The organism is Streptomyces sp. SCSIO 75703 (assembly GCF_036607905.1).
In the GTDB taxonomy this organism is placed as follows: Bacteria; Actinomycetota; Actinomycetes; order Streptomycetales; family Streptomycetaceae; genus Streptomyces.
Genome location: NZ_CP144555.1, coordinates 2,340,034 through 2,364,987 on the forward strand (window position 1 = coordinate 2,340,034; position 24,954 = coordinate 2,364,987).

Sequence of the window (24,954 nt, forward strand, 5' to 3'; positions counted from 1 at the left end):
TGAACCCGTGAACCCGTGAACCGTGCACCCGCGCGGACACCGGGCCGGGCGGTCCCCGGCCCGGCCGGCGGGGCGCCGGCCCGCGCCGCGTCCGTCGCCCCGGCCGCCGGGCCCGCTGTGTCCGGGGTGAGGTGCCGGCCCGGGTCCGCCCGGCTCCCGGTCCCGCGCTCCCGTCACCGGGAGACGACCAAGGGTGCCAGACGGTGTCCGGGCACGGCCGCGGCGTACCCGGTGCCGGCGGCCGTGGGCCGGCCGGCCGTGACCTCCCGGCGCCGGGCGGGTGTGCGCCGGGGGCGGGGCCCCGGCCCCGCGGCCGGGCCCGCCGGGGCCGGGGCGGTCCCTCCCGCCGGCCCCACCGCCCGGCCGGCCCCGTCCCGCGCACCACGCGCCCGCGGGCCCGGCCGCGAGGGCACCGCCGCCGTGGCCAGGCGCCGGGCGGCAGCCCGCGAGCGCGCGCCGCGTGCCGCGGACCGCACGGCCGGCGGGAACGATCGCCGCCGCCCCGGCGTCTCACCCACCGTCCGCACAGACGTGCCACACTGCCAGGCCCGCCCCTGTCCGGGCCGCCGGCTCCCGGCAGGGCCCGGCACCCCCACCTGATCGTCCGCGCACCCGAGGAGTCCCCGCCCCCCATGGACCACCGCGCATCCGCCTCGCTCGCCACCCTCTGGGACGAGGTCTCCGGCACCCAGCCCGGCCCCGACCTGTGGGTGGTGATCGTGACGCTGGCCGCCGCGTTCGCGGTGGTCGCCCTGCGCGGGTCCTGGCGGGTGGCCCGCAACGCGATCACCATCGCGCACGAGGGCGGCCACGGGCTCGTGGCGCTGCTCACCGGCCGCACCCTGACCGGGATCACGCTGCACTCCGACACCAGCGGCCTCACGGTCAGCCGGGGCAAGCCGCACGGGATCGGCATGATCCTCACCGCCGTGGCGGGGTACACCGCTCCCCCGCTGCTGGGGCTGGGCGGGGCCGCGCTGCTGGCCTCGGGCCGGATCACGCTGCTGTTGTGGCTGGCGACGGCGCTGCTGCTGGCGCTGCTGGTGATGATCCGCAATCCGTACGGGGTGCTGACGGTGCTGCTGAGCGGCGGCGCCTTCGTCCTGGTGTCGTGGCTGACCGGTCCGCAGGTGCAGGCGGCGTTCGCGTACGCGGTGGTGTGGTTCCTGCTGCTCGGCGGGGTGCGGCCGGCGTTCGAGCTCCAGGTGATGCGGTCCCGGGGCGGCGCGGGCGACTCGGACGCGGACCAGCTCGCCCGGCTGACGCACGCCCCGGCGGCGGTGTGGTTCCTGCTCTTCCACGCGGTGTCGCTGTGCTCGCTGCTCGGCGGCGGACGGTGGCTGCTGGGTCTGTGAGCCGTCTCACGGAGGTACCCGCGCGCCCGGGGCGGCGGACCCGTCCGGTGGACGGCGACGGTCCCGTGGCGAGCACACTCGAAAGAGGGGAACGCTCACGTGTATCCGCGCGGTACCTCCCAGGTGTTCGCGGTTCGGTCGGGTTCCGCCAACTTCGATCAAGATCTCCGTTCCCGGGGAGCCACTAAAGTGGGGCCCATGACCGTGAATTCCGCGCAGTCCGCCCTCTGGCCCGCTCCCCACGCGAGCGGCGCCGTCGACGCCACCGTTCATGTGCCGGGATCGAAATCGGTCACCAACCGCGCACTGGTGCTGGCCGCCCTCGCCGCCGAGCCCGGCTGGCTGCGCCGCCCGCTGCGCTCGCGCGACACCCTGCTGATGGCCGAGGCCCTGCGCACGCTGGGCGTCGAGATCGAGGAGGGCGTCGGTCCGGACGGCACCGGCGAGTTCTGGCGGGTCATCCCGGCCGGGCTGCGCGGACCGGCCACCGTCGACGTCGGCAACGCCGGCACGGTCATGCGCTTCCTGCCGCCGGTGACCACGCTCGCCGACGGCCCCGTCCGCTTCGACGGCGACCCCCGTTCCTACGAGCGCCCCCTGCACGGCGTGATCGACGCGCTGCGTGCCCTCGGCGCCCGTATCGACGACGACGGGCGCGGCGCCCTGCCGATGACCGTGCACGGCGGCGGTGCCCTGGAGGGCGGCCCGGTCGAGGTCGACGCGTCCTCCTCCTCACAGTTCGTGAGCGCCCTGCTGCTCTCCGGCCCGCGCTTCAACCAGGGCGTCGAGGTCCGCCACACCGGTTCGGCGCTGCCGTCGATGCCGCACATCCGGATGACCGTCGACATGCTGCGCGCGGCCGGCGCCCAGGTGGACACCCCGGAGTCCGGCGGCGAGCCCGACGTCTGGCGGGTCACGCCGGGCGCGCTGCTCGGCCGCGACCTGACGATCGAGCCCGACCTCTCCAACGCGCAGCCCTTCCTCGCGGCGGCCCTGATCACCGGCGGCAAGGTCGTCGTCCCGGACTGGCCGGCGCGCACCACCCAGCCCGGCGACCGGCTCCGCGAGATCTTCACGGAGATGGGCGGCTCCTGCGAACTGACCGACCGGGGCCTGGTCTTCACCGGCACGGGCCGGGTGCACGGCATCGACGTCGACCTGAGCGAGGTCGGCGAGCTGACCCCCGGCATCGCGGCCGTCGCGGCCCTCGCGGACTCCCCCTCCACCCTGCGCGGGGTCGCCCACCTGCGCCTGCACGAGACGGACCGCCTGGCCGCGCTCACCAAGGAGATCAACGCGCTGGGCGGCGACGTCACCGAGACCGCCGACGGCCTGCACATCCGCCCGCGCCCCCTGCACGGCGGCGTCTTCCACACCTACGAGGACCACCGCATGGCCACCGCCGGCACGGTCATCGGCCTCGCCGTCGGGGGCGTGGAGATCGAGAACGTGGCGACCACCGCGAAGACACTGCCCGACTTCCCCGACCTGTGGACCGGGATGCTCGGGGCGTAGGGACGGTTCGTCATGCGCCGCTACGGCAAGCACACCGACGAGGACGACATCCGCACCCGGCCCAGCCGCAGGGGCAACCGGCCGCGCACGCACCTGCGGCCCAAGCACGAGGACGCCTCCGAGGGCCTCGTGCTGACCGTGGACCGGGGCCGGCTGACCTGTCTCGTAGGGGACCGGGTCGTGGTGGCGATGAAGGCCCGCGAACTGGGCCGCAAGGCCGCGGTCGTGGGCGACCGGGTGGCGCTGGTCGGCGACCTGTCCGGGAGGAAGGACACCCTCGCGCGGATCGTCCGCATCGAGGAGCGCACGTCGGTGCTGCGCCGCACCGCGGACGACGACGACCCGTACGAACGCGTCGTCGTCGCCAACGCCGACCAGCTCGCCGTCGTCACCGCCCTCGCCGACCCCGAGCCGCGCCCCCGGCTCATCGACCGCTGCCTGGTCGCCGCGTTCGACGGCGGGCTGACGCCGCTGCTGGTGATGACCAAGTCGGACCTCGCCCCTCCGGAACAACTCCTGGAGCTGTACGGCGCCCTGGACATCCCGCACGTCGTCACCAGCCGCGAGGGGCTGGCGAACGGCGAGGCCGCCGACCTGGTGCGCGAGCACCTGGACGGCAAGGTCACCGCCTTCGTCGGGCACTCCGGCGTCGGCAAGACCACCCTCGTCAACGCCCTGGTGGCCGAGGACCGGCGGCGCAGCACGGGCCGGGTCAACGCCGTCACCGGACGCGGCCGGCACACCACGACCTCCGCGCTGGCGCTGCCGCTGCCGGACGGGGGCGGCTGGGTCGTCGACACCCCGGGCGTACGGTCGTTCGGCCTGGCCCACGTCGACCCGTCCCGGGTCATCCACGCCTTCCCCGACCTGGAGCCGGGCACGGCGGGCTGCCCGCGCGCGTGCGGCCACGACGAACCGGACTGCGCGCTGGACGCGTGGGTCGCCGAGGGACACGCCGACCCGGCGCGGCTGTACTCGCTGCGGCGGCTGCTGGCGACGCGGGAGCGGAAGGAAGGCGACTGACCTCGCGTGGTTTGCCATGCCCCGCCACCGGTAAGTGCATAATCGCACCAAGCCGGATGCAAGCACGAGTAAAACCTGACGAAGCGGTCACGGTACGGGGTTACGGGAGGACGACACATGGCGTGGCTGCTGCTCATCGTGGCCGGGGTGCTCGAAACCGGCTTCGCCGTGTGCCTCAAGCTCTCGCACGGCTTCACCCGGCTCTGGCCGACCGTCGCCTTCTGCGCCTTCGCGCTGGGCAGTTTCGGCCTGTTGACGCTCGCGCTGAAGAAGCTGGACGTGGGTCCGGCGTACGCGGTGTGGACCGGTATCGGCGCGGCGGGCACCGCCATCTACGGGATGGTGTTCCTCGGCGACCTGGTCTCCACGCTGAAGATCGTGTCGATCACCCTGGTCATTGTCGGCGTGGTCGGCCTGCAACTCTCGGGCTCGGCGCACTGAGTTCGGGCGTCCCTCACCACGCCAGTCCCCGCGGCAGGGCGGTCCGCAGCAGTTCCGTCACCCCGCCCTCGGGCGGCGCCGCGACGCAGGACAGGGCGAGCCGCGCCGTCAGTTCCGCGGCACGGGCGAGGTCGGCGGCCTCCGCGCGGGAGGTGCCGGGCCCGGACAGCACGGCGACGGCGCGGTCGCGGACCACGGCCACCAGGTCGGCGGGCGAGGGCAGCGGACCGTCGGCGCGGCGCTGCGCCGGCACCAGGGCGGAGGACGGGACGGCGCGCAGCGTCACCCGGGGCAGCCGGGCGTCCCAGCAGCCGGTGAGCAGCGCCCGCGCCAACGCGCTGCCCCGGGCCGCCGCCACGGTCCACTGGGCGGTCGCGGCGAGGCTCTCACGGGCGTCGCCGGCCCCGGACAGGGCGCGGTCGACGCCCTGGAGGTAGGCGTCCGCCTCCCGGCGCACGAGGGCGCGGGCGACGCCCTCCTTGCTGCCGAACTCGTTGTACAGCGTCTGCCGGGACACGCCGGCCGACGCGGCCACCTCCACCATCCGCACGGCGGACCAGGGGCGTCGGGTCAACGCCCCGGACGCGGCGTCGAGCAGGGACTCCCGGGCTCCGGGCATCAGCGCCTCCGACGGGCCGAGCGGCTGTGCGCCCAGATTTGACGCGCCCGGGACCCCTGTCAAGGCTCCTCGCGCCGCCGTGCCACGCCGTGCGGGGCGACCCTGGTGGCCGCGCCCCTCGTCCGGCCGATACCGTGACGGCATGCCGGACTACCTCGACGATCTCCGCCTCGCCCATGTCCTCGCGGACGCCGCCGACGCCACGACGATGGAGCGCTTCAAGGCCCTCGATCTGAAGGTCGAGACCAAGCCGGACATGACGCCGGTGACGGAGGCCGACAAGGCCGCGGAGGAGCTGATCCGCGGTCACCTCCAGCGCGCCCGGCCCCGCGACGCCGTCCTCGGCGAGGAGTACGGCGTGGAGGGCACCGGCCCGCGCCGCTGGGTGATCGACCCGATCGACGGCACCAAGAACTACGTGCGCGGGGTGCCCGTCTGGGCCACCCTCATCTCCCTGATGGAGGCCGCCGAGGGCGGTTACCGGCCGGTCGTGGGCGTGGTCTCCGCCCCGGCGCTGGGCCGCCGCTGGTGGGCCGCGCTGGGCCACGGCGCCTTCTCCGGACGCAGTCTGACCTCGGCGTCCCGGCTGCACGTCTCCAGCGTGTCGCGGCTGTCCGACGCCTCCTTCGCGTACTCCTCGCTGAGCGGCTGGGAGGAGCGCGGGCTGCTGGACGGTTTCCTCGACCTGTCCCGCTCGGTGTGGCGCACGCGCGCGTACGGCGACTTCTGGCCGTACATGATGGTCGCCGAGGGCTCGGTCGACCTGTGCGCCGAGCCCGAGCTGTCGCTGTGGGACATGGCCGCCAACGCGATCATCGTCACCGAGGCGGGGGGCTCCTTCACGGGCCTCGACGGCCGTCCCGGTCCGCACGGCGGCAACGCGGCGGCGTCGAACGGGCTGCTCCACGACGAACTGCTGGGGTACCTCGGCCGACGCTCCTGAGCGCCCCTTTTCTCCCCCTACGCGCCCCCTTGTTGGGTCCCTCTTTACCTGCCACTCTGGGGAACCCCATTTGTGAACTCGTGAATCCCGGGTCTCCCCGGATTCCGGCTCTCCGGCAGGAGGTGGCTCACCCCATGCTCGTCCGTGACGCCATGAGCAAGGTCGTCCTCACCATCGGTCCCGCCCACACCCTGCGCCAGGCCGCCACGCTGATGTCCGCGCGCCGGGTCGGCGCGGCCGTGGTCCACGACCCGGACGCCGGGGGCATCGGCATCCTCACCGAACGGGACATCCTCGACTCCGTCGGCCGGGGCCAGGACCCGGACGGTGAGCACGCGCACGCGCACACCACCACCGACGTCGTGTTCGCCGCGCCCACCTGGACGGTGGAGGAGGCGGCGCGGGCCATGGCGCACGGCGGGTTCCGCCACCTGATCGTCCTGGACCGCGACGAGCCGGTCGGCGTGGTCTCGGTGCGCGACATCATCCGCTGCTGGGCTCCGGCCCGCGCGCGCCGCGCCAGCCCGGCCGTCACGGCCTGACCGGCGATGCGGCGGCGCCGTGCGGCGCACCGCGCACGGCGGACGGCACACGGCGGACGGCGGACGGCACACGAACGGCGGGCCGGACCCCCGTTCCCGGGGATCCGGCCCGCCGCCGGGTGAGCGGTCCGGTGCCGGTCGTCAGCCGCGCAGGGCCTGGACCGCGGCCTCCAGCCGCTTGCCGAAGTCGGCGTCCGCCTGGCGGAAGTTGCCGATGGCGCGCTCGATGATGTCGTCCCGCGAGACGCCGGAGATGGCGCCCGCCAGGTTGGAGACGAGGCGCTCCTTCTCGTCCTCCGACATCAGCCGGTACAGGTTGCCCGCCTGGACGAAGTCGTTGTCCTCGGCGTGCGAGGGGGCCACGTGGTCGCCGGTGACACCGGAGACCGCGACCGGCTCCCACAGCGGGCGGTCGGTCTGGAAGGGACCGCCGAAGCTGTTCGGCTCGTAGTTCTTCGCGCCCTTGTGACGGCCGTCGTACAGGTAGCCGTCACGGGAGTGGGTGCGCGCCTCGGTGGCGTGCGGGCGGTTCACCGGCAGGTGGTCGGCGTTGATGCCGACGCGGTAGCGGTGGGCGTCGCCGTAGGCGAAGAGGCGGCCCTGGAGCATCTTGTCCGGGGAGGGGCCGATACCGGGCACGAAGTGCGCCGGGGAGAAGATCGACTGCTCGACCTCGGCGAAGATGTTCTCCGGGTTGCGGTTGAGTTCGAGCTTGCCGAACTCGATGACCGGGTAGTCCGCGTGCGGCCACACCTTGGTGAGGTCGAAGGGGTTGAAGCGGTAGGTCGCCGCGTCCGCGACGGGCATGATCTGCACGCCGACGGTCCAGCTCGGGAAGTCGCCGCGCTCGATGGCCTCGCGCAGGTCGCGCTGGTGGGAGTCGGGGTCCTCACCGGCGAGCTTGGCGGCCTCCTCGGCGGTCAGGCACTTGATGCCCTGGTCCGTCTTGAAGTGGTACTTGACCCAGAAGGCCTCGCCCGCCTCGTTGCTCCACTGGTAGGTGTGCGAGCCGAAGCCGTCCATGTGACGGTAGGACGCCGGGATGCCGCGGTCGCCGAAGAGCCAGGTCACCTGGTGGGTGGACTCGGGCGACAGGCCCCAGAAGTCCCAGACGTTGTCCGCCTCCTGCGAGCCCGTGTACGGGTCGCGCTTCTGGGTGTGGATGAAGTCGGGGAACTTGATGGCGTCCTTGACGAAGAACACCGGGGTGTTGTTGCCGACGAGGTCGTAGTTGCCCTCCTCGGTGTAGAACTTCAGGGCGAAACCGCGCGGGTCGCGCACGGCGTCCGGCGCGCCCAGGTTGCCGGCCACGGTGGAGAAGCGGAGGAAGGTCTCCGTCTCCTTGCCGACCTCGGAGAGGAACTTGGCCCGCGTGTACCGGGTGACGTCGGCGGTCACCGTGAAGGTGCCGTAGGCGCCGGCACCGCGGGCGTGTACCACGCGCTCCGGGATGCGCTCACGGTTGAAGTGCGCCAGCTTCTCCAGCAGGTGCTGGTCCTGGACGAGCACCGGGCCGCCGACACCGGCGGTCTCGCTCTGCTGGTTGTCGGCTACCGGAGCTCCGGCCTCGGTCGTCAGCGGTCCCACAGTCACGTACGCCTCCTGCGCCAATCCACGAACCTGTCTCTTGCCAATGCCGATCGCAATCCTACAATGGACAATGTCTAAGTCAAGCAACACTCCAAAGTCACACTCGTTCGGGACTTGGTCCCCCTGCTGTTAGGCTGGTCTTCATGAGCGACCTACTGGAACGGCTGCGCGGACGCGGATGGCGCATGACCGCGCAGCGGCGCGTCGTGGCCGAGGTCCTCGACGGCGAACACGTCCATCTGACGGCCGACGAGGTGCACGCGCGGGCCGTCGCCAAGCTGCCCGAGATCTCCCGCGCGACCGTGTACAACACGCTCGGTGAGCTGGTCTCGCTCGGCGAGGTGCTGGAAGTGGCGACCGACAAGCGCGCCAAGCGGTACGACCCGAACGCCCACAAGCCCCACCACCACCTGGTCTGCGCGCGCTGCGGCGCGATCCGGGACGTGCACCCCATCGGTAACCCGCTGGCCGACCTCCCCGACTCGGAGCGCTTCGGCTTCACCGTGTCGGACGTCGAGGTGACCTACCGGGGCACCTGCCCGACCTGCGCCACGGCCTGATCCGCTCGGCATGGAGCCCGGCACCTGAGAGTGCCGGGCTCCATGCCGTGCCACCCCGTGCCGCCGCACCCCGCCGGGTCCCCGCGCCGTGCCGGGCCGCGCCGTGCCGTACGGGGCCCGCGGGTCGCCTTCGGGCGCCGGAAACATGCCGAGGGCCGGAACCCTGTCGGATTCCGGCCCTCGGCCATCAGTAGCGGGGACAGGATTTGAACCTGCGACCTCTGGGTTATGAGCCCAGCGAGCTACCGAGCTGCTCCACCCCGCGGCGATGAACGCAACGTTACGGCACGCCGTCACCGGGAGGCAAATCGCCTCTCCCCGCACGGCCGCCGCGAGCCCCGGGCCGGACCCCGCGGGGCCATACGGGCCACCGCTCGTGATCAATACATCTAGGCGGACAGTTCCTGGCGCAGCGCGTCCCGCAGCCGGGCCGCGCGCTCGCCGACCTCCCGCGGGCCCAGCGACACCGCCAGGTCGGCCCACTGCTGGCCCTCGTCCAGCTCGCCGCGCCGGGCGGAGACCAGCGCGAGCCGCAGCGCGGCCCGCCCGTGCCCGGCCTCGGCCGCCCTGCGCCACCACACCACGGCCTCGGGCTCGCTGCCCTCCCGGGCCAGCAGCAGCCCCAGGTTGAAGGCGCCGTTGCGGGAGCCCGCCTCGGCCGCCTCCCGGTACCAGCGGGCCGCCTCCCCCGCGTCCCCGCGCGCCGCGGCCAGCATCCCGACCCGCACCTGGGCCCGGCGGTGACCCTGGGAGGCCGCCCGCTCGTACCACTCCTCGCACTCGGTCTTCCGGTGGGCCGGCTCGCCCAGCTCGTGCGCGGGAGCCGGCGGCCGGCGCGCGTCGAGCAGGGTCGCCAGCCGGTACGCCGCCTCCGCGCTGCCGCCCCCCGCGGCGCAGCGCAGGAAGCGCTCGGCCCCCCGCTCGTCGCCCCGGCGCAGCCGGGCCATGCCCACCTGGAGCGCGGCCTCGGTGTGTCCGGCCGCCGCGGCCCGCTCGTACCAGCGCAGTGCCGCGGTGTCCTCGCGACGGCCCGCGTGCAGGATGCCGAGGTTGAAGGCGGCGTCGACGCTGCCCGCCTCCGCGGCCTTGGAGAACCAGGGCTCGGCGCCGGTCTCGTCGCCGCCGCGCAGCAGCAGGATGGCGAGCGCGTTGGCGGCCTCGCGGTGTCCGGCGTAGGCGGCCCGCCGGTACCACTGCTCGGCCTGGGCGGTGCGGCCCTGTTCGGCGCAGAGCAGCCCGAGGTTGTACGCGCCGTTGTCGTCCCCGGCGTCCATCGCGGCCCGGTACCAGCGCTCGGCGGTCTGCGGTTCGCCGCGCTCGGCGTGCAGGGCGCCCAGCGCGTTGGCCGCGTTGCCGTCGCCCTCCTGGGCGGCGCGCAGCCACCACATGGCGGCGCTCTCGGTGTCGCCCGCGTCCCGCAGCAGGAAGCCCAGGGCGCAGGCGGCGCGCGGCTCGCCGTCCTTGGCGGAGGTCAGGTACCAGCGGCCGGCCTCCTTCAGCTCGCCCCGCCGCTCCAGGATGGCGCCGAGGTGGAGCGCGGCCCGCCGGTGTCCGCGCGCGGCGGCCTGCCGGTACCACTGCTCCGAGCCGCCGTCGTCCTCGGCGTCCGGGGCGCGGCCGGCCCCGCCGATCAGGCAGGGGCCGGCGCCCCGGTCACCGTCGCGGCCGGCCCGCCGGTCCAGCATCCGGGCGAGCCGGTACGCGGCCTCGCGGTGCCCGCGCTCGGCCGCGGCCCGCATCCAGCGTGCGGCGCCGTCCTTGTCACCGCGGTGTTCCAGCAGGTCGGCGAGGGCGTAGGCGCCGAGCACGTGTCCCTGTTCGGCGGACTGGCGCAGCCAGTACTCGGCGGCGGGCTCGTCGCCGCGCTCGCGGAAGTGCCGGCCGAGGGCGTGGGCGGCGGCGGCGGAACCGGCGACGGCGGCGATGCGCCACCAGCCGGCGGCCTCGTCGGCGTACCCGCGCTGGTGCAGCAGGACGCCGAGGTTGTTGGCGGCGGCGCGGTCTCCGGCGGCGGTGGCGGCGCGGAGGTGGGACTCGGCTCCGTCGAGATCGCCCCGGCGCAGCAGCAGGGCACCGAGGACGCTCATCGCCTCGACGTCGCCGGCCTCGGCGGCGATGCGCCGGCGCACCTCTTCGGCGGCTTCCTGTGCCTCGTCGCCGGTCTCCTCCCGACCGGACGGCTGCGCAAAACGGCCTGTCTCGAACAGAGTTGCCATGTCCCCCATAACGTCCATCGTCGCACCACCCGCAACCCGGGTACACCTGGTATACCGCAGCCAGTGAGGTCACTTCAGCGTTTTGTCGACATGCCCACAGGGAGACAAGTCAAACACAGATCGCCCAACTCCCGTCGGCGGCGCGGCCGTCGCTCGCCCGGATGTATCCCTCCGCACACGAGAAAGGGCCCGGATTCCGTAAGGAATCCGGGCCCTTTCTCCTCGTGAGCCGAGCCCACGAGACGAGTAGCGGGGACAGGATTTGAACCTGCGACCTCTGGGTTATGAGCCCAGCGAGCTACCGAGCTGCTCCACCCCGCGCCGTTGTGTTCACCACGGTATCACGGCGCGAGGTGGGGCTTTGACCTGCCGGGCGGCGCGGTGTCAGCCGCCGCCCTTGTCCTTGTCTCCTCCGGACGCGCCGTCACCGGAGGTGTCGGAGGCCGGTTTTCCGGAGGCGGACCCATCGGAGGCGTTCTTGCCGTCGCCGGCCTTCTCGCCGCTCTTGCCGTCGCTCTGGCCCTCACCGCCGCGGGCGGCCTGGGCCTGGGCCTCCTCGGCCTGCTTGAGCGCGTCCTCCAGGTCCTTCTGCGCCTCGCCGTAGGCGGCCCAGTCGCCCTTCTCCAGGGCCTTCTGCCCCGCCTCGAACGCCTTCTGGGCGTCACCCAGGGCCTTCCGGACGGTCGGGTTCGACGGCGGCTTGGTGGTGTCCCCGTCGTCGCCCGGCGGCTTGGAGACCGAACCCTCCGCCCCGAAGATCTTGTTCAGGGCCTCGTCGAGGGTGTTCTCGAAGGCCGTGTTGCCCCCGTAGCTCACCAGGACCTTGCGCAGCAGCGGGTACTTGAGGCCGCCGCCTCGCACGTAGACCGGTTCGACGTACATGAGCCCGCCGTCGAGCGGGACGGTCAGCAGGTTTCCGTACTCGACCTCCGAGTCGCCGCCCCTGAGGAGGCGGATGGACTCGGCGATGTCCTGTTCGGAGTTGAACTGGCTCTGCACCTGCTTGGGTCCGGGCACCGTGGTGCTCGTCGGCAGTTTCAGGATTCTGATCTTGCCGTAGTCGTCGGTGCCGGCCTCGGCGTCGACCGCCATGAACGCGCTGAGGTTGTCGCGCCCGTTGGGCGTGAACGTGGTCGTCAGCGAGAACGCCTGTTCCTTCTGGTCGGGCATCTTCATGCTGAGGTAGTACGGCGGGACGGCGTTGCCCGACTTGTTGGTCGGGTCGTCCGGCACCTGCCACACCTCACTGCCGCTGAGGAAGGTGGTGGCGTCCTTGACGTGGTAGCGGGTCAGCAGCTCGCGCTGGACCTTGAAGAGGTCCTGCGGGTAGCGCAGGTGCGCCATCAGGTCTTCGGAGATCTCGCTCTTGGCCTGCACCGAACCGGGGAACGCCTTCATCCACGTCTTGAGGACGGGGTCCCTGGTGTCCCACTCGTACAGCTTGACCTCACCGGTGTAGGCGTCGATGGTCGCCTTCACCGAGTTGCGGATGTAGTTGACCTGGTTCTGCTGGGCGACCACCGCGCGCGAGTTGTTGTTCGCGGTCAGCGAGTCGGCCGTCGTGTCGCCGAGCGTCGTCCGGGACGCGTAGGGGTAGCCGTTGGTCGTCGTGTAGGCGTCGACGATCCACTGGATGCGGTTGTTCACCACGGCCGGGTAGGCGTCGCCGTCGATGGTCAGCCACGGGGCGACCGCCTCGACGCGCTCCTTCGGCGTGCGGTTGTAGAGGATCTTCGACCCCTCGCCGATGGCGCCGGAGTAGAGGATCTGCGGCTCGCTGAACGCCAGCGCGTAGGCGGCCCGGTTGAGGGGGCTGGACAGGTCCACGCCGCCGTCGCCCTTGTAGCTGGTGGTCTTCTCACCCGCGTCGTCGGAGTAGTCGACCTCCTTCTGGGGGCCGCCGACGATCGAGTACGTGGTGGTCTTCTCGCCGTAGTAGATCCGCTGCTCGTACTTGCCGAGGTCGCCCACGGACGGCAGGTCGGACTCGGTGAAGACCGGACGGCCCTCGGAGTCGACCTCCGTGCCCTTGGCCGCGACCACGCCGAACCCGTGGGTGTAGCGGAAGTGGTTGTTGATCCAGTTCTTCTTCGGGATACCGGCCAGGTTCAGTTCGCGCAGGCCGATGACCGTGTCCTGGTCCTTGCCGTCCTTGTTGTAGCGGTCCACGTCCAGATTGGTCGGGAACGCGTAGTAGTTCCGCATCTGCTGGAGCTGCTGGAAGGTCGGCGAGACGATGTTCGGGTCCATGATGCGGATGGACGCCGTGGTGTCGGCGTCGTCGCGCAGCTTGGTCTTGTCCTCGGTGTTGCTCCGGCCCGAGTACTCGGTGACCTGGGTGCCCGCGATGCCGTAGGCGTCACGCGTCGCCTTGAGGTTCTTCTCGACGTACGGGGCTTCCTTGGCCTGCTCGTTCGGCTGGACCTGGAACTTCTGCACGAGGGCCGGGTAGAGGCCGCCGATGAGGATCGCCGACAGCACCATCAGGCCGAAGCCGATGACCGGGAGCTGCCACGTCCGCCGCCACAGGGTGGCGAAGAAGAGCAGCGCGCAGATGACGGCGATGCAGAACAGGATGGTCTTCGCGGGCAGGTAGGCGTTGGCGTCCACGTACCGCAGGCCGGTCCAGTTGTCGGTGGCCTTGAAGTCGCTGGACTTCACCGCCAGTCCGTACCGGTCGAGCCAGTAGGCGACGGCCTTGAGGGTGACGAAGACGCCGAGCAGCACCGACAGGTGGCCGGTGGCCGCGGCGGTGGCCCGCGCGCCGGGGCTCGTGACCCGCAGCCCGCCGTACAGGTAGTGGGTGAGGGCGGCGGCGATCAGCGAGAGGATCACCGTGGCGAAGCCGAAGCCCAGCAGGAACCGGTACCACGGCAGGTCGAAGGCGTAGAAGGCGACGTCCAGCTTGAACTGGGGGTCCTTCTGGCCGAACGGCACCCCGTTGACCCACATCAGCCAGGTCCGCCACTGGCCGGCCGCGGACGCGCCGGCGATGAGGCCCACCAGGGCGGTGATGCCGAGCAGGAGCCACTTCTTGAACGGGGCGATGCCCATCCGGTAGCGGTCCAGGTTCTGCTGCTCCATCGACATGGCGCTCAGCGGCGGCCGGAGCCGGTGGGCCAGCCAGATGTTGAGGCCCACGGCGAGCGCCATGAGCAGCCCGAAGACGAAGAAGAGCCCGATCTTCGTCCACAGGGTCGTCGTGAAGACCGACGAGTAGTGGACGGAGCGGTACCAGAGCCAGTCCGTCCAGAACCCGGCGAACATGGTGAACGCCATGCCCAGCACGGCGAGGACACCAAGTGTCATCAGCAGGGTCCGGACACGCCGGGACGGGCGGCCCACTCTCATCCGCGGCCCTGTCGGGCCTCCGCCGCGGTCCGGCATCTGGAAAGCCAAGGTGCGCACCTCGAAGTTCGCTGTTGTCTCGTCAGGCCCCCGGGGTTCGCGGGCCCCCGTGCGCCCTCGCGAACGTGGGCCCACACCTATGTCAACTTACTCATCGTTTACTCGGTTCCCGATTCGGGCCGGGAACGAGGCAGGATTGTGACCATGTCCAACACCCCCATGGCAGCCAGTCCCCTCACCCGGGCCGTGCTGGAGATCGACGAGTACGTCTCCGGCTTCGGCTGGGACCAGCCCGCACGCCTCTTCGCCCTCGTCGACACCGCCCGGCTGCGGGCCGACCAGCCCTCGCTCGCCGACCGTCTCGGCCTGCCGGACGCGCCGGACGCCGACGGCCTCACCCCCATCGAACAGGAGGAGATCCCGGCGCAGCGGCCGCTGGACGACTTCCTCGGCACCATCGCCTGGCCCGACGCCGTGGTCGGCTGCGCCCTCACCGTGGAGCGGCTGATGCTGCCTCCGTCCGCCGAGGCGCAGGTCCCGCAGGACCTGGACGAGGACGGGCTCGCCCGCTGGGTCGCGGAGCACCCGGACCGCCAGGAGGTCCGCATGACGGTGGCGGTGCTGCGCGACGGCGTGCGCGAGTCGGCGCTGCGGCTGCGGGAGAAGGACTCCGCCACGGACGTCCTCACCGGCTCCGAGCTGGTGCCGGGGCTGGCCCAGGCGCTGACGGCGACCTTCGAGGAGTAGCAGCCGGCCGCGCCGGGCCGGTGCGCGGCGTGTCAGCCGGCCGCGCAGGTGGGCACGTCGGCGGTCTTCCCGGCGCGGATGTCGTCGAGGGCGCGGAGCGCGTCGTCGAGGGTCCTCACCTTCACGAGGGTCAGCCCCTCGGGGATGTCCGCGGCGGCCGCGGCGCAGTTGTCGGCGGGTGTGAGGAAGAACTCGGCGCCCTTGTCGCGGGCGGCGATGGTCTTCATGCCGATGCCGCCGATCGGGCCGACGTCGCCCTCGTCGTCGATGGTGCCGGTGCCGGCGACGAACTTGCCCCCGGTGAGGCTGTCCGGGGTGAGCTTGTCGTAGATGCCGAGCGCGAACATGAGCCCGGCGCTGGGTCCGCCGACGTCCGCGAGCTTGATGTCGATGGAGAACGGGAAGGTGTGGTCGGTCCCGGCGGAGATCCCGACGATCGCGCGCTTCTCCCCGCCGTCGTCGGCGGCCTTTGTGGTGATCGTCACTTTTTCGGTGACCTTCGGGCTGCGCCGCTCCTTCTCCGCCGCGGCCTGTTCCTTGGCGGGCACGACGGTGAACACCACGTCCTCGCCGGGCCGGTGCCTGGTCACCAGATCGGCGACGTCGGCGGGCTCCTGGATGCTCTTCCCGTCGACCTCCTTGATGACGTCGCCCGCGTGCAGCCTGCCCTCCGCCGGGGAGCCCTTGAGGACCGTGGAGACGACGACCCAGGACCGGACCGGGATGTCCAGCGCCTTCAGGGCGGCGACCTTGGCGCTCTCCTGGGACTGGCTGAACTCCTCGGCGTTCTCCTGGGTGGCCTCTTCCTCGGTCTTGCCGTCCGGGTAGAGCGTGTCGTGCGGCACCACACGGCTGTCGTGCGCGAACCAGCCGTAGACGGCCTCCACCAGGTTCATCCGGTAGCCCGCGCTGGTGACCCGCACGGTGGTCATGTTGAGGTGCCCGCTCGTCTCGTACGTGTCCCGCCCGGAGATCTGCAGTACCGGCTCACCGTCGTGATCGCCGAGGGTGTTCACCGTCGGTCCCGGGGACATCTCCGCGTACGGCACGGGAAAGAACACACCCGCGCACAGGAGTGCGATCAGCATGAGGGTGGAGGCGAGCATCGTCGCCGTGCGGCGTGGCATGGAACGACAGTACGGGACGGGACTGTCGGAGGACCGTCAGGGCGGGGCCCGTTCAGACGCCGGTGCGGGACCGTTCCATGGCCTCGCGGAAACGGGCGTATCCGTCGAGTTCGGGCCCGTCACCCCGCGCCTTGCGGGTGCGGTTGGCCCAGCTCCCCCACAGACCCGCGACGACAGCCGCCACGAACGGAATCAGCAACCAGGCAAGCGCTGCCATGCCGACCTCCCAACCCCACGAGCGTCCGCGACTGACTGATCAGCAGATTAACCATCTGCAGTGACAACGCTCACGCCAGGGGGCCGGTTACGCAACCGGACGGAGCAGTATGGCTCCGCCGGCCGGGCGGCGCTCAGCAGGCGCCGACCCACTCCTCGGTGCCGTCCCGGAAGGTCTGGTGCTTCCAGATCGGCACCTCGTGCTTGAGGTCGTCGATCAGCTTCCGGCACGCGGCGAACGCCTCGGCCCGGTGCGGGCAGGACACGGCCACGACCACGGCGAGGTCCCCGATCTCCAGGTCCCCCACCCGGTGCACGGCGGCGAGTGCCCGGACGGAGTGGTCGGCGGCGACCTTCTCGGCGACCCGCCGCAGCTCGTCCTCGGCACTGGGGTGTGCCGAGTAGGCGAGCCGGGTGACGGCGGCGCCCCCGTCGTGGTCGCGCACGGTGCCCACGAAGAGGGCCGTGCCTCCGGCGGCGTCGTCCCCGACGGCCCGGAAGACCTCGTCCACGGAGAGCGGCGTGTCCCGGATGCCGAGCAGCTTGACGGGGTGATCGCTGGTGGATGCCATGCGCCCATCGTGCCCCACGGCCGTCGGCGGGGGAACAGGGCTGCGGACGGGCGGCCCGGTCGCCGGGAGCGGCGGCGCGGCTCGCGACCCGCCCGGGTGCCACGGGGACGGCGGGACGGATGGGGGGCGGCGTGTCGTACGGAGGCCGCGGTGGGCCGGGGACGGCGTGTCGCACGGAGGACACGGGAGGTCCGAGGCGGCGTGCCGGAGGGGACCGGGGCCGCGGGGACGCGGCGTGTCGTCAAGCACGGAGGCAACACGGGAGCCGGCGTGGCGTACGGGACCGGGGCGACGCGGGAGGCGGCGTGTCATGCGGGCCGCCCGGCGGGACGGGGACGGCACAGCGGCGACACGCCGTACGTAGCCGCCGACGGCACGGGGGCGACGGCCCGGCGTGGCGTACGGGACCGGGGCGACGCGGGAGGCGACGTGTCATGCGGGCCGCCGAGCGGGACGGGGACGGGGACACGCCGTACGTGACCGCCGGCGGCACAGTGGCGGCGGCCCGGCGTGGCGTGCCCGCGGACGAGGGGCCCGCCCGGCTCAGATCCGGCGCCGCGCCTTCCGTGCCCGGCGCACCACCGCCGCCGCGCCGAGCAGCGCGACCGTCGCGCCCGCGGCGCCCGCCGCCGTGGCGTCCTTGCGGCCGAGGCGCCGCCCGGCGACCGTGTGCCGTCCGGCGACCTCGTCCAGCAGTTCGGCGAGGACCTCCTCGTTGGTGTACCGCGGCCGCCATCCCGCGTCGTGCAGCCGGCTGCCGCTCACCACCCACGGGTACATCGTGTAGGCGAGGTCGCCGGCCGGGGAGGGGGTGAGCCCGATGCGGTGCAGGCGCGCGGCGGCGCCCAGCGCGACCGCCGACGGCAGCTCCATCCGCCGGATGCCGCTCAGCTCCTCCACCTCCTCCTGCTCCAGCCACCCGTCGCACCCGACGGCCAGTTCCCCGTCGGCCTTCTCCAGGACCGCGTACTCCAGGGCGCTGCACAGGTCGTCCACGTGGCAGAACTGCCAGGCGGGCCGCGAGCCGGCCACCACGAGCAGCCGTGGCGACTCGAAGTACCTGGTCAGCGCCGTGTCCACGCCGCCGACCAGGACGGCGGGGCGGACGACGGTCACATTGAGCCCGGGGTGCGCCCGCGGGGCCCGCCGCGCCAGCCGCTCGACCTCCAGCAGGTCCCCGACGGCCGTGGCCTCGGCGGTGGCCCGCAGCTCGGCATCCTCCGACAGCGGCAGCTCGTTGTCCGGCAGGGCGCCGTAGACCATGGCGGACGTGCAGAGCACGACCCGGCGCACCCCGGCGGCGGCGGCCGCGGTCAGCACGGTCTGGGTCCCGCGGACGTTGTACGCGGTGCGGGCCGCGGCGTCGGTCTCCAGGTCCAGGTCGAGCGCCAGGTGCACGACCACGTCCGCGCCGCGCAGCCGTTCCGCGATGGCCGGGTCCCGGACGTCCAGGATCTGCCAGCGTGCCTCGGCGCACTCGCCGCGCCGCTCGTCGATGGCCACGACCTGCCGGATCTCCTCGGAGGCGGCCAGGCGGGCGGTGAGCAGCGCGCCGATGCCGGAGGCGGCTCCGGTGACCGCGACGACGGGTCCGCGCGCGCCGGGGCGCTCGGAACTGGTTGACTGGTTTCGCGCTGCGCGAACCTGCGGATCTGGGGAACTCACCGGGCGTCTCCAGCGGTTGTCTTCAGTACGGGCGCGAGCGACGCGTACGTACCAGGTGGCATCCATCCTGCCGCAGGCAGTCAGTCGGCGAAGCACCGAGGCCCGAACCGCCCCGGGTGTCTACGCTGGGTGGTGAAGTCGGGCAGCCGTGCCGCCGGAGAGAACCGGCGGCCCTACCAGCCGAGGAACCCCGTGAGTGACACCCCATTCGGATTCGGCCTTCCGCCGGAGGAGCCGGACGACGGCGACGAGGGCAAGAAGAAGGACCAGCAGGGCGGTGGTGGTCGGGGACCGGCCAACCCGTTCGGATTCGGCGCGGCCGGTGCCGGCGGCCCCGGCGCGGACAATCCGTTCGCCGCCATGTTCGGTTCCCTGAACCCCACCGACCTGGGCGCCGCGTTCCAGCAGCTCGGCCAGATGCTCTCGTACGAGGGCGGCCCGGTGAACTGGGACATGGCCAAGCAGATCGCCCGCCAGACGGTCGCGCAGGGCACCCCGGACGGCACCAAGGACGCCAGCGTCGGTCCGAGCGAGCGCAAGGCCGTCCAGGAGGCAGTCCGCCTGGCCGACCTGTGGCTCGACGACGCGACCGCCCTGCCCTCCGGGGCGGGCTCGGCCGTCGCCTGGAGCCGCGCGGAGTGGGTCGAGGCGACCCTGCCCGCGTGGCAGGAACTGGTCGACCCGGTGGCCGAGCGGGTCGGCAACGCCATGGGCGACGTCCTGCCGGAGGAGATGCAGGCCATGGCCGGCCCGCTGATCGGCATGATGCGCTCCATGGGCGGCGCCATGTTCGGCACCCAGATCGGACAGGCCGTCGGCGTGCTCGCCGGCGAGGTCGTCGGCTCGACCGACGTCGGCCTGCCGCTCGGCCCGGCCGGCAAGGCGGCGCTGCTCCCGGTGAACGTGGAGGCGTTCGGCAAGGACCTGGGCGTCGCCCAGGACGAGGTGCGGTTGTACCTCGCCCTGCGGGAGGCGGCCCACCAGCGGCTCTTCGCCCACGTGCCGTGGCTGCGCTCGCACCTGTTCGGAGCGGTCGAGGGGTACGCGCGCGGGATCAAGGTCGACACGGCGAAGCTGGAGGACGTCGTCGGCCAGTTCGACCCGCAGAACCCGGAGCAGTTGCAGGAGGCCCTTCAGCAGGGCATGTTCCAGCCGGAGGACACGCCGGAGCAGAAGACGGCACTGGCCCGGCTGGAGACGGCGCTCGCGCTGGTCGAGGGCTGGGTGGACGCGGTGGTCCACGCGGCGGCCAAGCCGCGTCTGACCTCGGCCGACGCGCTGCGCGAGACGCTGCGGCGCCGTCGCGCCTCGGGCGGGCCGGCGGAGCAGACCTTCGCCACGCTGATCGGCCTGGAGCTGCGTCCGCGCCGGCTGCGCGACGCCTCCCGGCTGTGGGCGTCGCTCACCGACGCGCGCGGCGTCGACGGCCGGGACGGGCTGTGGGCCCACCCGGACATGCTGCCGACGGCGACCGACCTGGACGACCCGGACGGCTTCGTCCACCGCGAGCAGCTCGACTTCTCCGAGCTGGACCGCATGCTCGGCGAGGCGGCCGGCAAGCCCGACCTCCACAAGAAGGAGCAGGACGACGGGGAGGCGCCCGCGGACGGTCCGGACACCCCCCGGGGTGACAGGGGCGAGGACCCGGGCAAGGGCGACGGCGCCGAGTGAGCCTCCACGAGGACGCGGCCCTGGTGGTCAAGGGACACCAGGGCCAGGACGCACTGCGCCGGATCTACCTGGACCACCTCGCGGCGCACCCGGACGGCATGTGGAAGTCCTGCGGGGAGGGTCACCTCACGGCGAGCGCCCTGGTGATCGACCCCTCGCGCGGCCGGGTGCTGCTCACCCTGCACCGGAAGCTGCGCATGTGGCTCCAGATGGGCGGCCACTGCGAGCCGGGCGACCGGTCGCTGGCGGAGGCGGCGCTGCGCGAGGCGCGGGAGGAGTCCGGCATCGAGGGGCTGGCCCTCGTGCCCGGGGGCCCGGTCCGGCTGGACCGCCACCTCACGCCGTGCGCCTGGCACCTGGACGTCCAGTACGCGGCGGTGGCGCCCGCCGGCGCCGTGGAGTCGATCAGCGAGGAGTCCCTGGACCTGCGCTGGTACCCGTACGGAGACGTCGCGGACGTGGCCGACGAGTCGGTCGTCCGCCTGGCGGCGGCGGCGCGCGAGCGGGTCTGACCCCGGTCGGCGGGCCGGGGAGGGCGGAGCGGCCCCTGGCGTCCGTGGCCGGCGGGCGGACCCACTCGGCGGGTGAGGGGCGATCGCCTGGGCGGTCGCCCCTCACCGTGGCCCGGATTCAGCTCCAGACGTTGCCCTGGTTGTGGCCGCGGGCGCCCTGCCCGCCGAAGCCGTACTGCGCGGCCAGGCCCTGCCCGATCTGGGCGTCCTGCGGCGGCAGCAGCTCGCTGGGCTGGATCAGGGCGACGCCCTCGCCCATGAAGCTCAGCTCCCAGCCCTCGCCCGTGCTGCCACGCCGCCGCCACACCCCGGAGGAGTGCGTCTGCGCCTGCATCTGCACGCGCAGCGAGGTCGACCAGGCGACGATCGCGTCCGCGTCGCAGTTGACGTACCGGTCGGGCGTGACCCGCATCAGCAGCGGCGCGCCCGAGGTCATCAGGGCGACCCGGCCGTGGCCGGTGATGTTGAGCTGGTACTTGCCGGAGCCGGAGATGCCGTACTGGCTGTCCACGGCGATCACCTCGTGGTGCAGCGAGGAGTCCATCGCCAGCACGTAGGCGCTGTCGACGGTCAGCCCCTCCCGCTCGACCTCCATCACGTGCACGTACTGGGCGAGGTTGGCGAAGTAGACCGTGCCCTGCCCGTGGCAGCGCATCAGGTCGAGGCCCTCGCCGGTGTACGCGCGCGTGCGCGTCTGCCCGCCGCTCTGGTACTCGGCGTCGAACTCGACGAGGCCCTGGTAGGCGACCATCGTGCCCTTGCGGGCGAGGATGTCGTCGTGGCCCTCCAGGACCACGCGGAGCATGTGCTTGTTCTGCAGGCTCCAGCGTTCCTGGGTCTGCTGGTCGTTGTAGGCGAAAATCGGGCTCTGCATGGTGTTCTGGCTCCCCCTCAGCCCCTGATCCGGAGGCGGTCGGTGCTGTCCTCGCTGGGCTGGACGACGACGATGCCCTGACCGGAGAAGGCCATCTGGTACGCCTCGCCGCTGCCGCGGCCGATCAGCGACTGCGCCTTGAAACTGCGCTTGCCCTTCACCCGGAGGTTCGGGGACCAGGCGACGAGCGCGTCCGGGTCGACGTAGGTCTCGTCCTCGCCTCCGCCGCAGTCGACGACGATCGGCGTGCCCCGGGAGGTGAGCGCGACCCACCCCTGCCCGGAGATCCTGGTGTTCCACAGGCCCTGCCCGGCGAACTTGGCGAGTCCCTTGACCCGCTCCACGCCCCAGCTCAGGTGGGCGTCGAAGGCGAGCAGGTTGGTGGCGTTGACGGAGATCCCGTCGCCGTCGAGGTTGATCACGACGACGTTCGCCCCGTAGTCGGCGAGGTAGAGCAGTCCGTCGCCGGTGCACTTCATGAGGGGAGCGCCCTCGCCGGTGACCCAGTCCTTGGCGATCTGGCGCACGGCCGAGGGGCTGGGCTCGTACTGGACGAAGCCCTCGTAGGCGACCATCGAGCCCACGCGCGCGTAGAGGTCGTTCCCGGTCTGCATGGCGACCTTCAGCATGTGGTCGCCGTGGTTCTCCATGCGGGCGGTGACGGGTGCGGGAGCGTAGCCCGCGAGCGGCTGGTTCATGTCGGGCGCTCCCTCAGATCTCGTACGGCTGGACGACGACGAAGCTGCCGGGCGCCGCCCGGAACTGGAGGTTCACGCTCTCGCCGGTGTCGCCCGGGTAGGCGTTGCGCCGCATCCGGACCTGGCTGGAGACGATCACCTGGGCGGCGGCGGACCAGGCGACGACGGCGTTGCAGTCGGCGAAGGTGGTCGGCGTGACCGGCAGCACGACCGGGACGCCGCGCGTCTTGACGACGAGCGTGCCGGTGCCCTGGAACTGCATGGTGAACAGCGCGCCGCCCGGGATGCCGTGTCCCTCGATGCGGCGGACCTCGTACTGGAGGCTCTCGTCGAAGGCCAGCACGTTCTCGGCGGAGACGCACACCGCGTCGCCCTGCAACTCGATGGGGTGCAGCATGGCGGCCTCCTCGGCGAGGAAGACCTGTCCCTTGCCGGTGCAGCGCATGAGCTGCATCTCCTGGCCGGTGGCGTTGCCGACGATCCGTCCGGCGAAGCCCGCGCCCTTGTAGGCGAAGTCGACCTTGCCCTGGTAGAGGACCATGCTGCCCTGCCGGGCCAGGACCGGCTGGTCGGCGGTGCCGAGGTCGACACGGACCAGCTTGCTGTTCTGGAGCGTCCAGCGGTGGCCCGTCTCGGTCTCCCGGAACCGCTGGAGCGCGCCGGCCACGCCGGTGCCCTGCGGGGCGGTGCCGGGGGGCGGGCTCGGCGGGACGCCGTAGGGGGCGGGCTGCCCGTGGCCCGGGGGCTGCCCGTAGCCGGGCGGCGGGGCGGGCGCGTGCGGGGGCTGACCGTAGCCGGGGGGCGGGGCGGGCGCGTGGGGCGGCATGCCGTAGCCGGGCGGCGGGGTCGGCGCGTGCGGCGGCTGGCCGTAACCGGGGGGCGGGGGCGCCTGGCCGGGAACGTGGCCGTGGGGCGGCGGCTGCCCCGGCACGCCGGGCGGCGGGGGCGGGGGCGGCACCGGGGAACCGCCGGGCGGGGTGTGCAGCGGGGCGATGATCGTCTGCGCGGCGTGGACGTCGGGTGCGCCCGACGGCGTGGACGGGGGCGGCGGTGTGAAGCCCATCGGGGCGGGCGGGGCCTGCTGCGGTACGGGCGCCGGGGCGGGCGGCGCGGCGGCCTGGGCCGGGGCGGCGAAGGCCGGGGGCGCAGCGGCCTGGGCGGGCGGGGCGAAGGCCGGGGGCGCGGCGGTCTGCGGCTGCGGCGGCTCGGGCTGCGTCGGCTCCTCCTCTTCGGCGACCTCGCCGCCGAAGTTCTTCAGCAGCGCCTCCAGCCCGCCGTCGAAGCCCTGGCCGACGGCGGCGAACCGCCATCCGTCCTTCCGGTAGAAGTCGCCCAGCATCACGGCCCGCTCGGTGGAGAACTCCGAGCCGTCGAAGGGGTAGCGCGCGACCTCCTCGCCGCCGGCGACGATCCGCAGGTAACCGGGGCCGGCCTGCGACATCTGCCCGTCGCCGTCGATCGTGGCCGTGAAGGACAACTTCTGGATCTGCTGCGGGACCCGGTCGAGCGTGACCCGGAAGGACTCGGTGTCGCCGGCCTGCGCGCCCAGGAGCCGGAGGGACGCCTCGGGGGACTGCGGCTGGTTGTAGAAGACGAAGTACCGGTCGTCCGAGAGCCGTTCGTCGGCGTCGAGCCCGAAGCAGCTGATGTCGAAGCTCAGTCCGGGACCGGAGATCTGCACGCCCACGTACAGATCCGTGCCCGCGGTGAGGTCACTGACCCTGGCCTTGTGGCCGCGTTGGAATTCCCTGGCCATGCGTAACGACCGTCCCCCATCCGAATACGAGTGCGTCGCGCCAGGCTAACGGCAAACTCCGACACCGGACGAAGTCGGTACAGACCCGGTACACAGCCCTGACCGGACGTTCCCCACCGGCCGCCGACGGGGCGGGGAGCGCTCTCCGCGCGCGGGCGCGGGTTACGCGGTGGCCCGCTTTCGGCGCGAGCGCGTGGCCCCTCCCCGCGCGCGGGTTACGCCTCCCGCGCTCCGGAGAGGTGTGGCAGGCGGTCGGCGGCGACCACTCCCTCCAGGTAGCCGCGGGCCCGCTCGGTGCGCGGGTACGCCTCCAGCAGCCGCCAGAAGTCGGGCCCGTGGCCGGGGACGAGCAGGTGCGCCAGTTCGTGCAGCAGGACGTAGTCGACGACGTACTCGGGCATCCCCTGGAGGCGGTGCGAGAGGCGGATGCTCCCCTCGGAGGGGGTGCACGAGCCCCAGCGCGTGTTCTGGTTGGTGACCCAGCGCACGGAGGCGGGCCGTGCCCGGCCGTCCAGGTACTGGCCCGACAGGCGCTCGGCGCGCTCGGCCAGCTCCGCGTCGCCGAGGACGCGCCGGCTCTCCTGGGCGGCCAGCTTGTCGAGCATGACCCGTACCCAGCGGCGTTCCTCGGCCTCGGACATCCGGGCGGGGATCAGCACGACGGTGCGGTCGCGCTCGCGGTAGGCGGAGACCGTACGGCGGCGGCGCGTGCTTCTGCGGATCTCCACGGCGTCCGGTTCCGGGCCGGTCGGCGGGGGATTCGTCGGCGCACGCCGGGCGGCCCCGGCGCGGTGCAGTGGGTCGGCGGACACGCCCCGACGTTACCCGCTGTCCCCGGGGAAGTCCCGGCTCCGCACACGGTTCGCCCCCGATCCGGCGCGGCGGCAGGGGCCGGCGCGCGGTGGGGATGGCGGAGCATCTCGCGGTGTGCTCGTACGACCATCACCCACCACCTGTGGACAAC

At 73.0% G+C, this 24,954-nt stretch carries 22 protein-coding genes and 2 tRNA genes; 10 read left to right on the top strand and 14 right to left on the bottom strand.

Annotated features, from left to right (window positions below; genetic code table 11):
- Window positions 1–632: 632 nt before the first annotated feature.
- The 4 genes from VM636_RS10085 to VM636_RS10100 all read left to right on the top strand — a co-directional run bounded on the left by VM636_RS10085 (window position 633) and on the right by VM636_RS10100 (window position 4,334).
- Window positions 633–1,355 carry a M50 family metallopeptidase gene (locus VM636_RS10085; protein WP_030421711.1) on the top strand — a complete coding sequence of 241 codons (723 nt, stop codon included), beginning with the start codon at window positions 633–635 and terminating at the stop codon, window positions 1,353–1,355.
- A gap of 198 nt (window positions 1,356–1,553) precedes the next feature.
- Window positions 1,554–2,870, top strand: coding sequence for a 3-phosphoshikimate 1-carboxyvinyltransferase (gene aroA / locus VM636_RS10090; protein ID WP_030421712.1), 1,317 nt, complete (start codon window positions 1,554–1,556; stop codon window positions 2,868–2,870).
- 12 nt (window positions 2,871–2,882) lie between these two features.
- Complete coding sequence (gene rsgA, locus VM636_RS10095; RefSeq protein ID WP_053914581.1) at window positions 2,883–3,893, top strand: ribosome small subunit-dependent GTPase A; 1,011 nt, start codon at window positions 2,883–2,885, stop codon at window positions 3,891–3,893.
- A 117-nt stretch (window positions 3,894–4,010) separates the two neighbouring features.
- A complete protein-coding gene (locus VM636_RS10100; protein WP_030421714.1) occupies window positions 4,011–4,334 on the top strand; it encodes a multidrug efflux SMR transporter in 324 nt (107 codons plus the stop codon).
- Between the two features lie 13 nt (window positions 4,335–4,347).
- On the opposite strand, the gene VM636_RS10105 is transcribed toward VM636_RS10100, so the two are convergent.
- A complete protein-coding gene (locus VM636_RS10105) occupies window positions 4,348–4,953 on the bottom strand; it encodes a TetR/AcrR family transcriptional regulator (protein WP_030421715.1) in 606 nt (201 codons plus the stop codon).
- A gap of 142 nt (window positions 4,954–5,095) precedes the next feature.
- Between VM636_RS10105 and hisN the strand changes: the two genes are divergently transcribed.
- Together hisN and VM636_RS10115 are read left to right on the top strand one after the other, a co-directional pair.
- Complete coding sequence (gene hisN / locus VM636_RS10110; RefSeq protein WP_030421716.1) at window positions 5,096–5,896, top strand: histidinol-phosphatase; 801 nt, start codon at window positions 5,096–5,098, stop codon at window positions 5,894–5,896.
- A 134-nt stretch (window positions 5,897–6,030) separates the two neighbouring features.
- Window positions 6,031–6,438, top strand: a complete 408-nt coding sequence (locus VM636_RS10115; RefSeq protein WP_030421717.1) for a CBS domain-containing protein — start codon at window positions 6,031–6,033, stop codon at window positions 6,436–6,438.
- A gap of 141 nt (window positions 6,439–6,579) precedes the next feature.
- Here the strand turns inward: VM636_RS10115 and VM636_RS10120 are convergent, their stop codons facing one another.
- Window positions 6,580–8,031: a catalase gene (locus VM636_RS10120; protein WP_030421718.1), complete on the bottom strand. Its 1,452-nt coding sequence runs from the start codon at window positions 8,029–8,031 to the stop codon at window positions 6,580–6,582.
- Between the two features lie 140 nt (window positions 8,032–8,171).
- Between VM636_RS10120 and VM636_RS10125 the strand changes: the two genes are divergently transcribed.
- Window positions 8,172–8,588, top strand: a complete 417-nt coding sequence (locus VM636_RS10125; protein ID WP_053914582.1) for a Fur family transcriptional regulator — start codon at window positions 8,172–8,174, stop codon at window positions 8,586–8,588.
- A gap of 191 nt (window positions 8,589–8,779) precedes the next feature.
- On the opposite strand, the gene VM636_RS10130 is transcribed toward VM636_RS10125, so the two are convergent.
- The 4 genes from VM636_RS10130 to VM636_RS10145 form a co-directional block, all read right to left on the bottom strand.
- A tRNA-Met gene (locus VM636_RS10130) sits at window positions 8,780–8,853 on the bottom strand.
- Between the two features lie 124 nt (window positions 8,854–8,977).
- Window positions 8,978–10,822: a tetratricopeptide repeat protein gene (locus tag VM636_RS10135; protein WP_199825517.1), complete on the bottom strand. Its 1,845-nt coding sequence runs from the start codon at window positions 10,820–10,822 to the stop codon at window positions 8,978–8,980.
- Between the two features lie 229 nt (window positions 10,823–11,051).
- Window positions 11,052–11,125: transfer RNA gene (locus VM636_RS10140), tRNA-Met, on the bottom strand.
- A gap of 63 nt (window positions 11,126–11,188) precedes the next feature.
- The gene (locus tag VM636_RS10145; protein WP_053914584.1) at window positions 11,189–14,191 is read right to left on the bottom strand and encodes a UPF0182 family protein; all 3,003 of its coding nucleotides are present in this window, start codon (window positions 14,189–14,191) and stop codon (window positions 11,189–11,191) included.
- 165 nt (window positions 14,192–14,356) lie between these two features.
- Here VM636_RS10145 and VM636_RS10150 point away from each other — a divergent pair, with 165 nt between their 5' ends.
- Window positions 14,357–14,899, top strand: coding sequence for a PPA1309 family protein (locus VM636_RS10150; RefSeq protein ID WP_030421722.1), 543 nt, complete (start codon window positions 14,357–14,359; stop codon window positions 14,897–14,899).
- A gap of 32 nt (window positions 14,900–14,931) precedes the next feature.
- Here the strand turns inward: VM636_RS10150 and VM636_RS10155 are convergent, their stop codons facing one another.
- From VM636_RS10155 to VM636_RS10170, 4 genes are all read right to left on the bottom strand, one after another.
- Window positions 14,932–16,026 (bottom strand): PDZ domain-containing protein, encoded by a 1,095-nt coding sequence (locus VM636_RS10155; protein ID WP_053914585.1) that lies wholly within the window; start codon window positions 16,024–16,026, stop codon window positions 14,932–14,934.
- Between the two features lie 52 nt (window positions 16,027–16,078).
- Entirely contained in the window at window positions 16,079–16,243 is a 165-nt protein-coding gene (locus tag VM636_RS10160) for a hypothetical protein (RefSeq protein ID WP_199825518.1), read from the bottom strand.
- Between the two features lie 133 nt (window positions 16,244–16,376).
- Entirely contained in the window at window positions 16,377–16,814 is a 438-nt protein-coding gene (locus VM636_RS10165; protein ID WP_030421724.1) for a molybdenum cofactor biosynthesis protein MoaE, read from the bottom strand.
- Between the two features lie 543 nt (window positions 16,815–17,357).
- Complete coding sequence (locus VM636_RS10170) at window positions 17,358–18,479, bottom strand: SDR family oxidoreductase (protein WP_030421725.1); 1,122 nt, start codon at window positions 18,477–18,479, stop codon at window positions 17,358–17,360.
- Between the two features lie 192 nt (window positions 18,480–18,671).
- On the opposite strand from VM636_RS10170, the gene VM636_RS10175 reads away from it, so the two are divergent.
- Together VM636_RS10175 and VM636_RS10180 are read left to right on the top strand one after the other, a co-directional pair.
- Entirely contained in the window at window positions 18,672–20,150 is a 1,479-nt protein-coding gene (locus VM636_RS10175) for a zinc-dependent metalloprotease (protein ID WP_053914586.1), read from the top strand.
- Complete coding sequence (locus tag VM636_RS10180) at window positions 20,147–20,662, top strand: NUDIX hydrolase (protein ID WP_053914587.1); 516 nt, start codon at window positions 20,147–20,149, stop codon at window positions 20,660–20,662. The genes VM636_RS10175 and VM636_RS10180 overlap by 4 nt, the downstream gene beginning before the upstream one ends.
- 118 nt (window positions 20,663–20,780) lie before the next feature.
- Here VM636_RS10180 and VM636_RS10185 read toward each other — a convergent pair whose 3' ends face one another.
- The 4 genes from VM636_RS10185 to VM636_RS10200 all read right to left on the bottom strand — a co-directional run bounded on the left by VM636_RS10185 (window position 20,781) and on the right by VM636_RS10200 (window position 24,802).
- Entirely contained in the window at window positions 20,781–21,536 is a 756-nt protein-coding gene (locus tag VM636_RS10185) for an AIM24 family protein (RefSeq protein WP_030421728.1), read from the bottom strand.
- Window positions 21,537–21,553: 17 nt separating this feature from the next.
- Complete coding sequence (locus VM636_RS10190; protein ID WP_030421729.1) at window positions 21,554–22,234, bottom strand: AIM24 family protein; 681 nt, start codon at window positions 22,232–22,234, stop codon at window positions 21,554–21,556.
- Window positions 22,235–22,247: 13 nt separating this feature from the next.
- Complete coding sequence (locus VM636_RS10195) at window positions 22,248–23,990, bottom strand: TerD family protein (RefSeq protein ID WP_053914588.1); 1,743 nt, start codon at window positions 23,988–23,990, stop codon at window positions 22,248–22,250.
- Window positions 23,991–24,205: 215 nt separating this feature from the next.
- Entirely contained in the window at window positions 24,206–24,802 is a 597-nt protein-coding gene (locus VM636_RS10200; RefSeq protein WP_030419125.1) for a M48 family metallopeptidase, read from the bottom strand.
- Window positions 24,803–24,954: the final 152 nt, after the last annotated feature.

Excerpts from the sequence above, each read along its gene's own strand:
- VM636_RS10085 (WP_030421711.1), top strand. The coding sequence starts at position 633 with ATGGACCACCGCGCATCCGCCTCGCTCGCCACCCTCTGGGACGAGGTC.
- aroA (WP_030421712.1), top strand. The coding sequence starts at position 1,554 with ATGACCGTGAATTCCGCGCAGTCCGCCCTCTGGCCCGCTCCCCACGCG.
- rsgA (WP_053914581.1), top strand. The coding sequence starts at position 2,883 with ATGCGCCGCTACGGCAAGCACACCGACGAGGACGACATCCGCACCCGG.
- VM636_RS10100 (WP_030421714.1), top strand. The coding sequence starts at position 4,011 with ATGGCGTGGCTGCTGCTCATCGTGGCCGGGGTGCTCGAAACCGGCTTC.
- VM636_RS10105 (WP_030421715.1), bottom strand. The coding sequence starts at position 4,953 with ATGCCCGGAGCCCGGGAGTCCCTGCTCGACGCCGCGTCCGGGGCGTTG.
- hisN (WP_030421716.1), top strand. The coding sequence starts at position 5,096 with ATGCCGGACTACCTCGACGATCTCCGCCTCGCCCATGTCCTCGCGGAC.
- VM636_RS10115 (WP_030421717.1), top strand. The coding sequence starts at position 6,031 with ATGCTCGTCCGTGACGCCATGAGCAAGGTCGTCCTCACCATCGGTCCC.
- VM636_RS10125 (WP_053914582.1), top strand. The coding sequence starts at position 8,172 with ATGAGCGACCTACTGGAACGGCTGCGCGGACGCGGATGGCGCATGACC.
- VM636_RS10135 (WP_199825517.1), bottom strand. The coding sequence starts at position 10,822 with ATGGACGTTATGGGGGACATGGCAACTCTGTTCGAGACAGGCCGTTTT.
- VM636_RS10145 (WP_053914584.1), bottom strand. The coding sequence starts at position 14,191 with ATGCCGGACCGCGGCGGAGGCCCGACAGGGCCGCGGATGAGAGTGGGC.
- VM636_RS10150 (WP_030421722.1), top strand. The coding sequence starts at position 14,357 with ATGTCCAACACCCCCATGGCAGCCAGTCCCCTCACCCGGGCCGTGCTG.
- VM636_RS10155 (WP_053914585.1), bottom strand. The coding sequence starts at position 16,026 with ATGCCACGCCGCACGGCGACGATGCTCGCCTCCACCCTCATGCTGATC.
- VM636_RS10160 (WP_199825518.1), bottom strand. The coding sequence starts at position 16,243 with ATGGCAGCGCTTGCCTGGTTGCTGATTCCGTTCGTGGCGGCTGTCGTC.
- VM636_RS10165 (WP_030421724.1), bottom strand. The coding sequence starts at position 16,814 with ATGGCATCCACCAGCGATCACCCCGTCAAGCTGCTCGGCATCCGGGAC.
- VM636_RS10185 (WP_030421728.1), bottom strand. The coding sequence starts at position 21,536 with ATGCAGAGCCCGATTTTCGCCTACAACGACCAGCAGACCCAGGAACGC.
- VM636_RS10190 (WP_030421729.1), bottom strand. The coding sequence starts at position 22,234 with ATGAACCAGCCGCTCGCGGGCTACGCTCCCGCACCCGTCACCGCCCGC.
- VM636_RS10195 (WP_053914588.1), bottom strand. The coding sequence starts at position 23,990 with ATGGCCAGGGAATTCCAACGCGGCCACAAGGCCAGGGTCAGTGACCTC.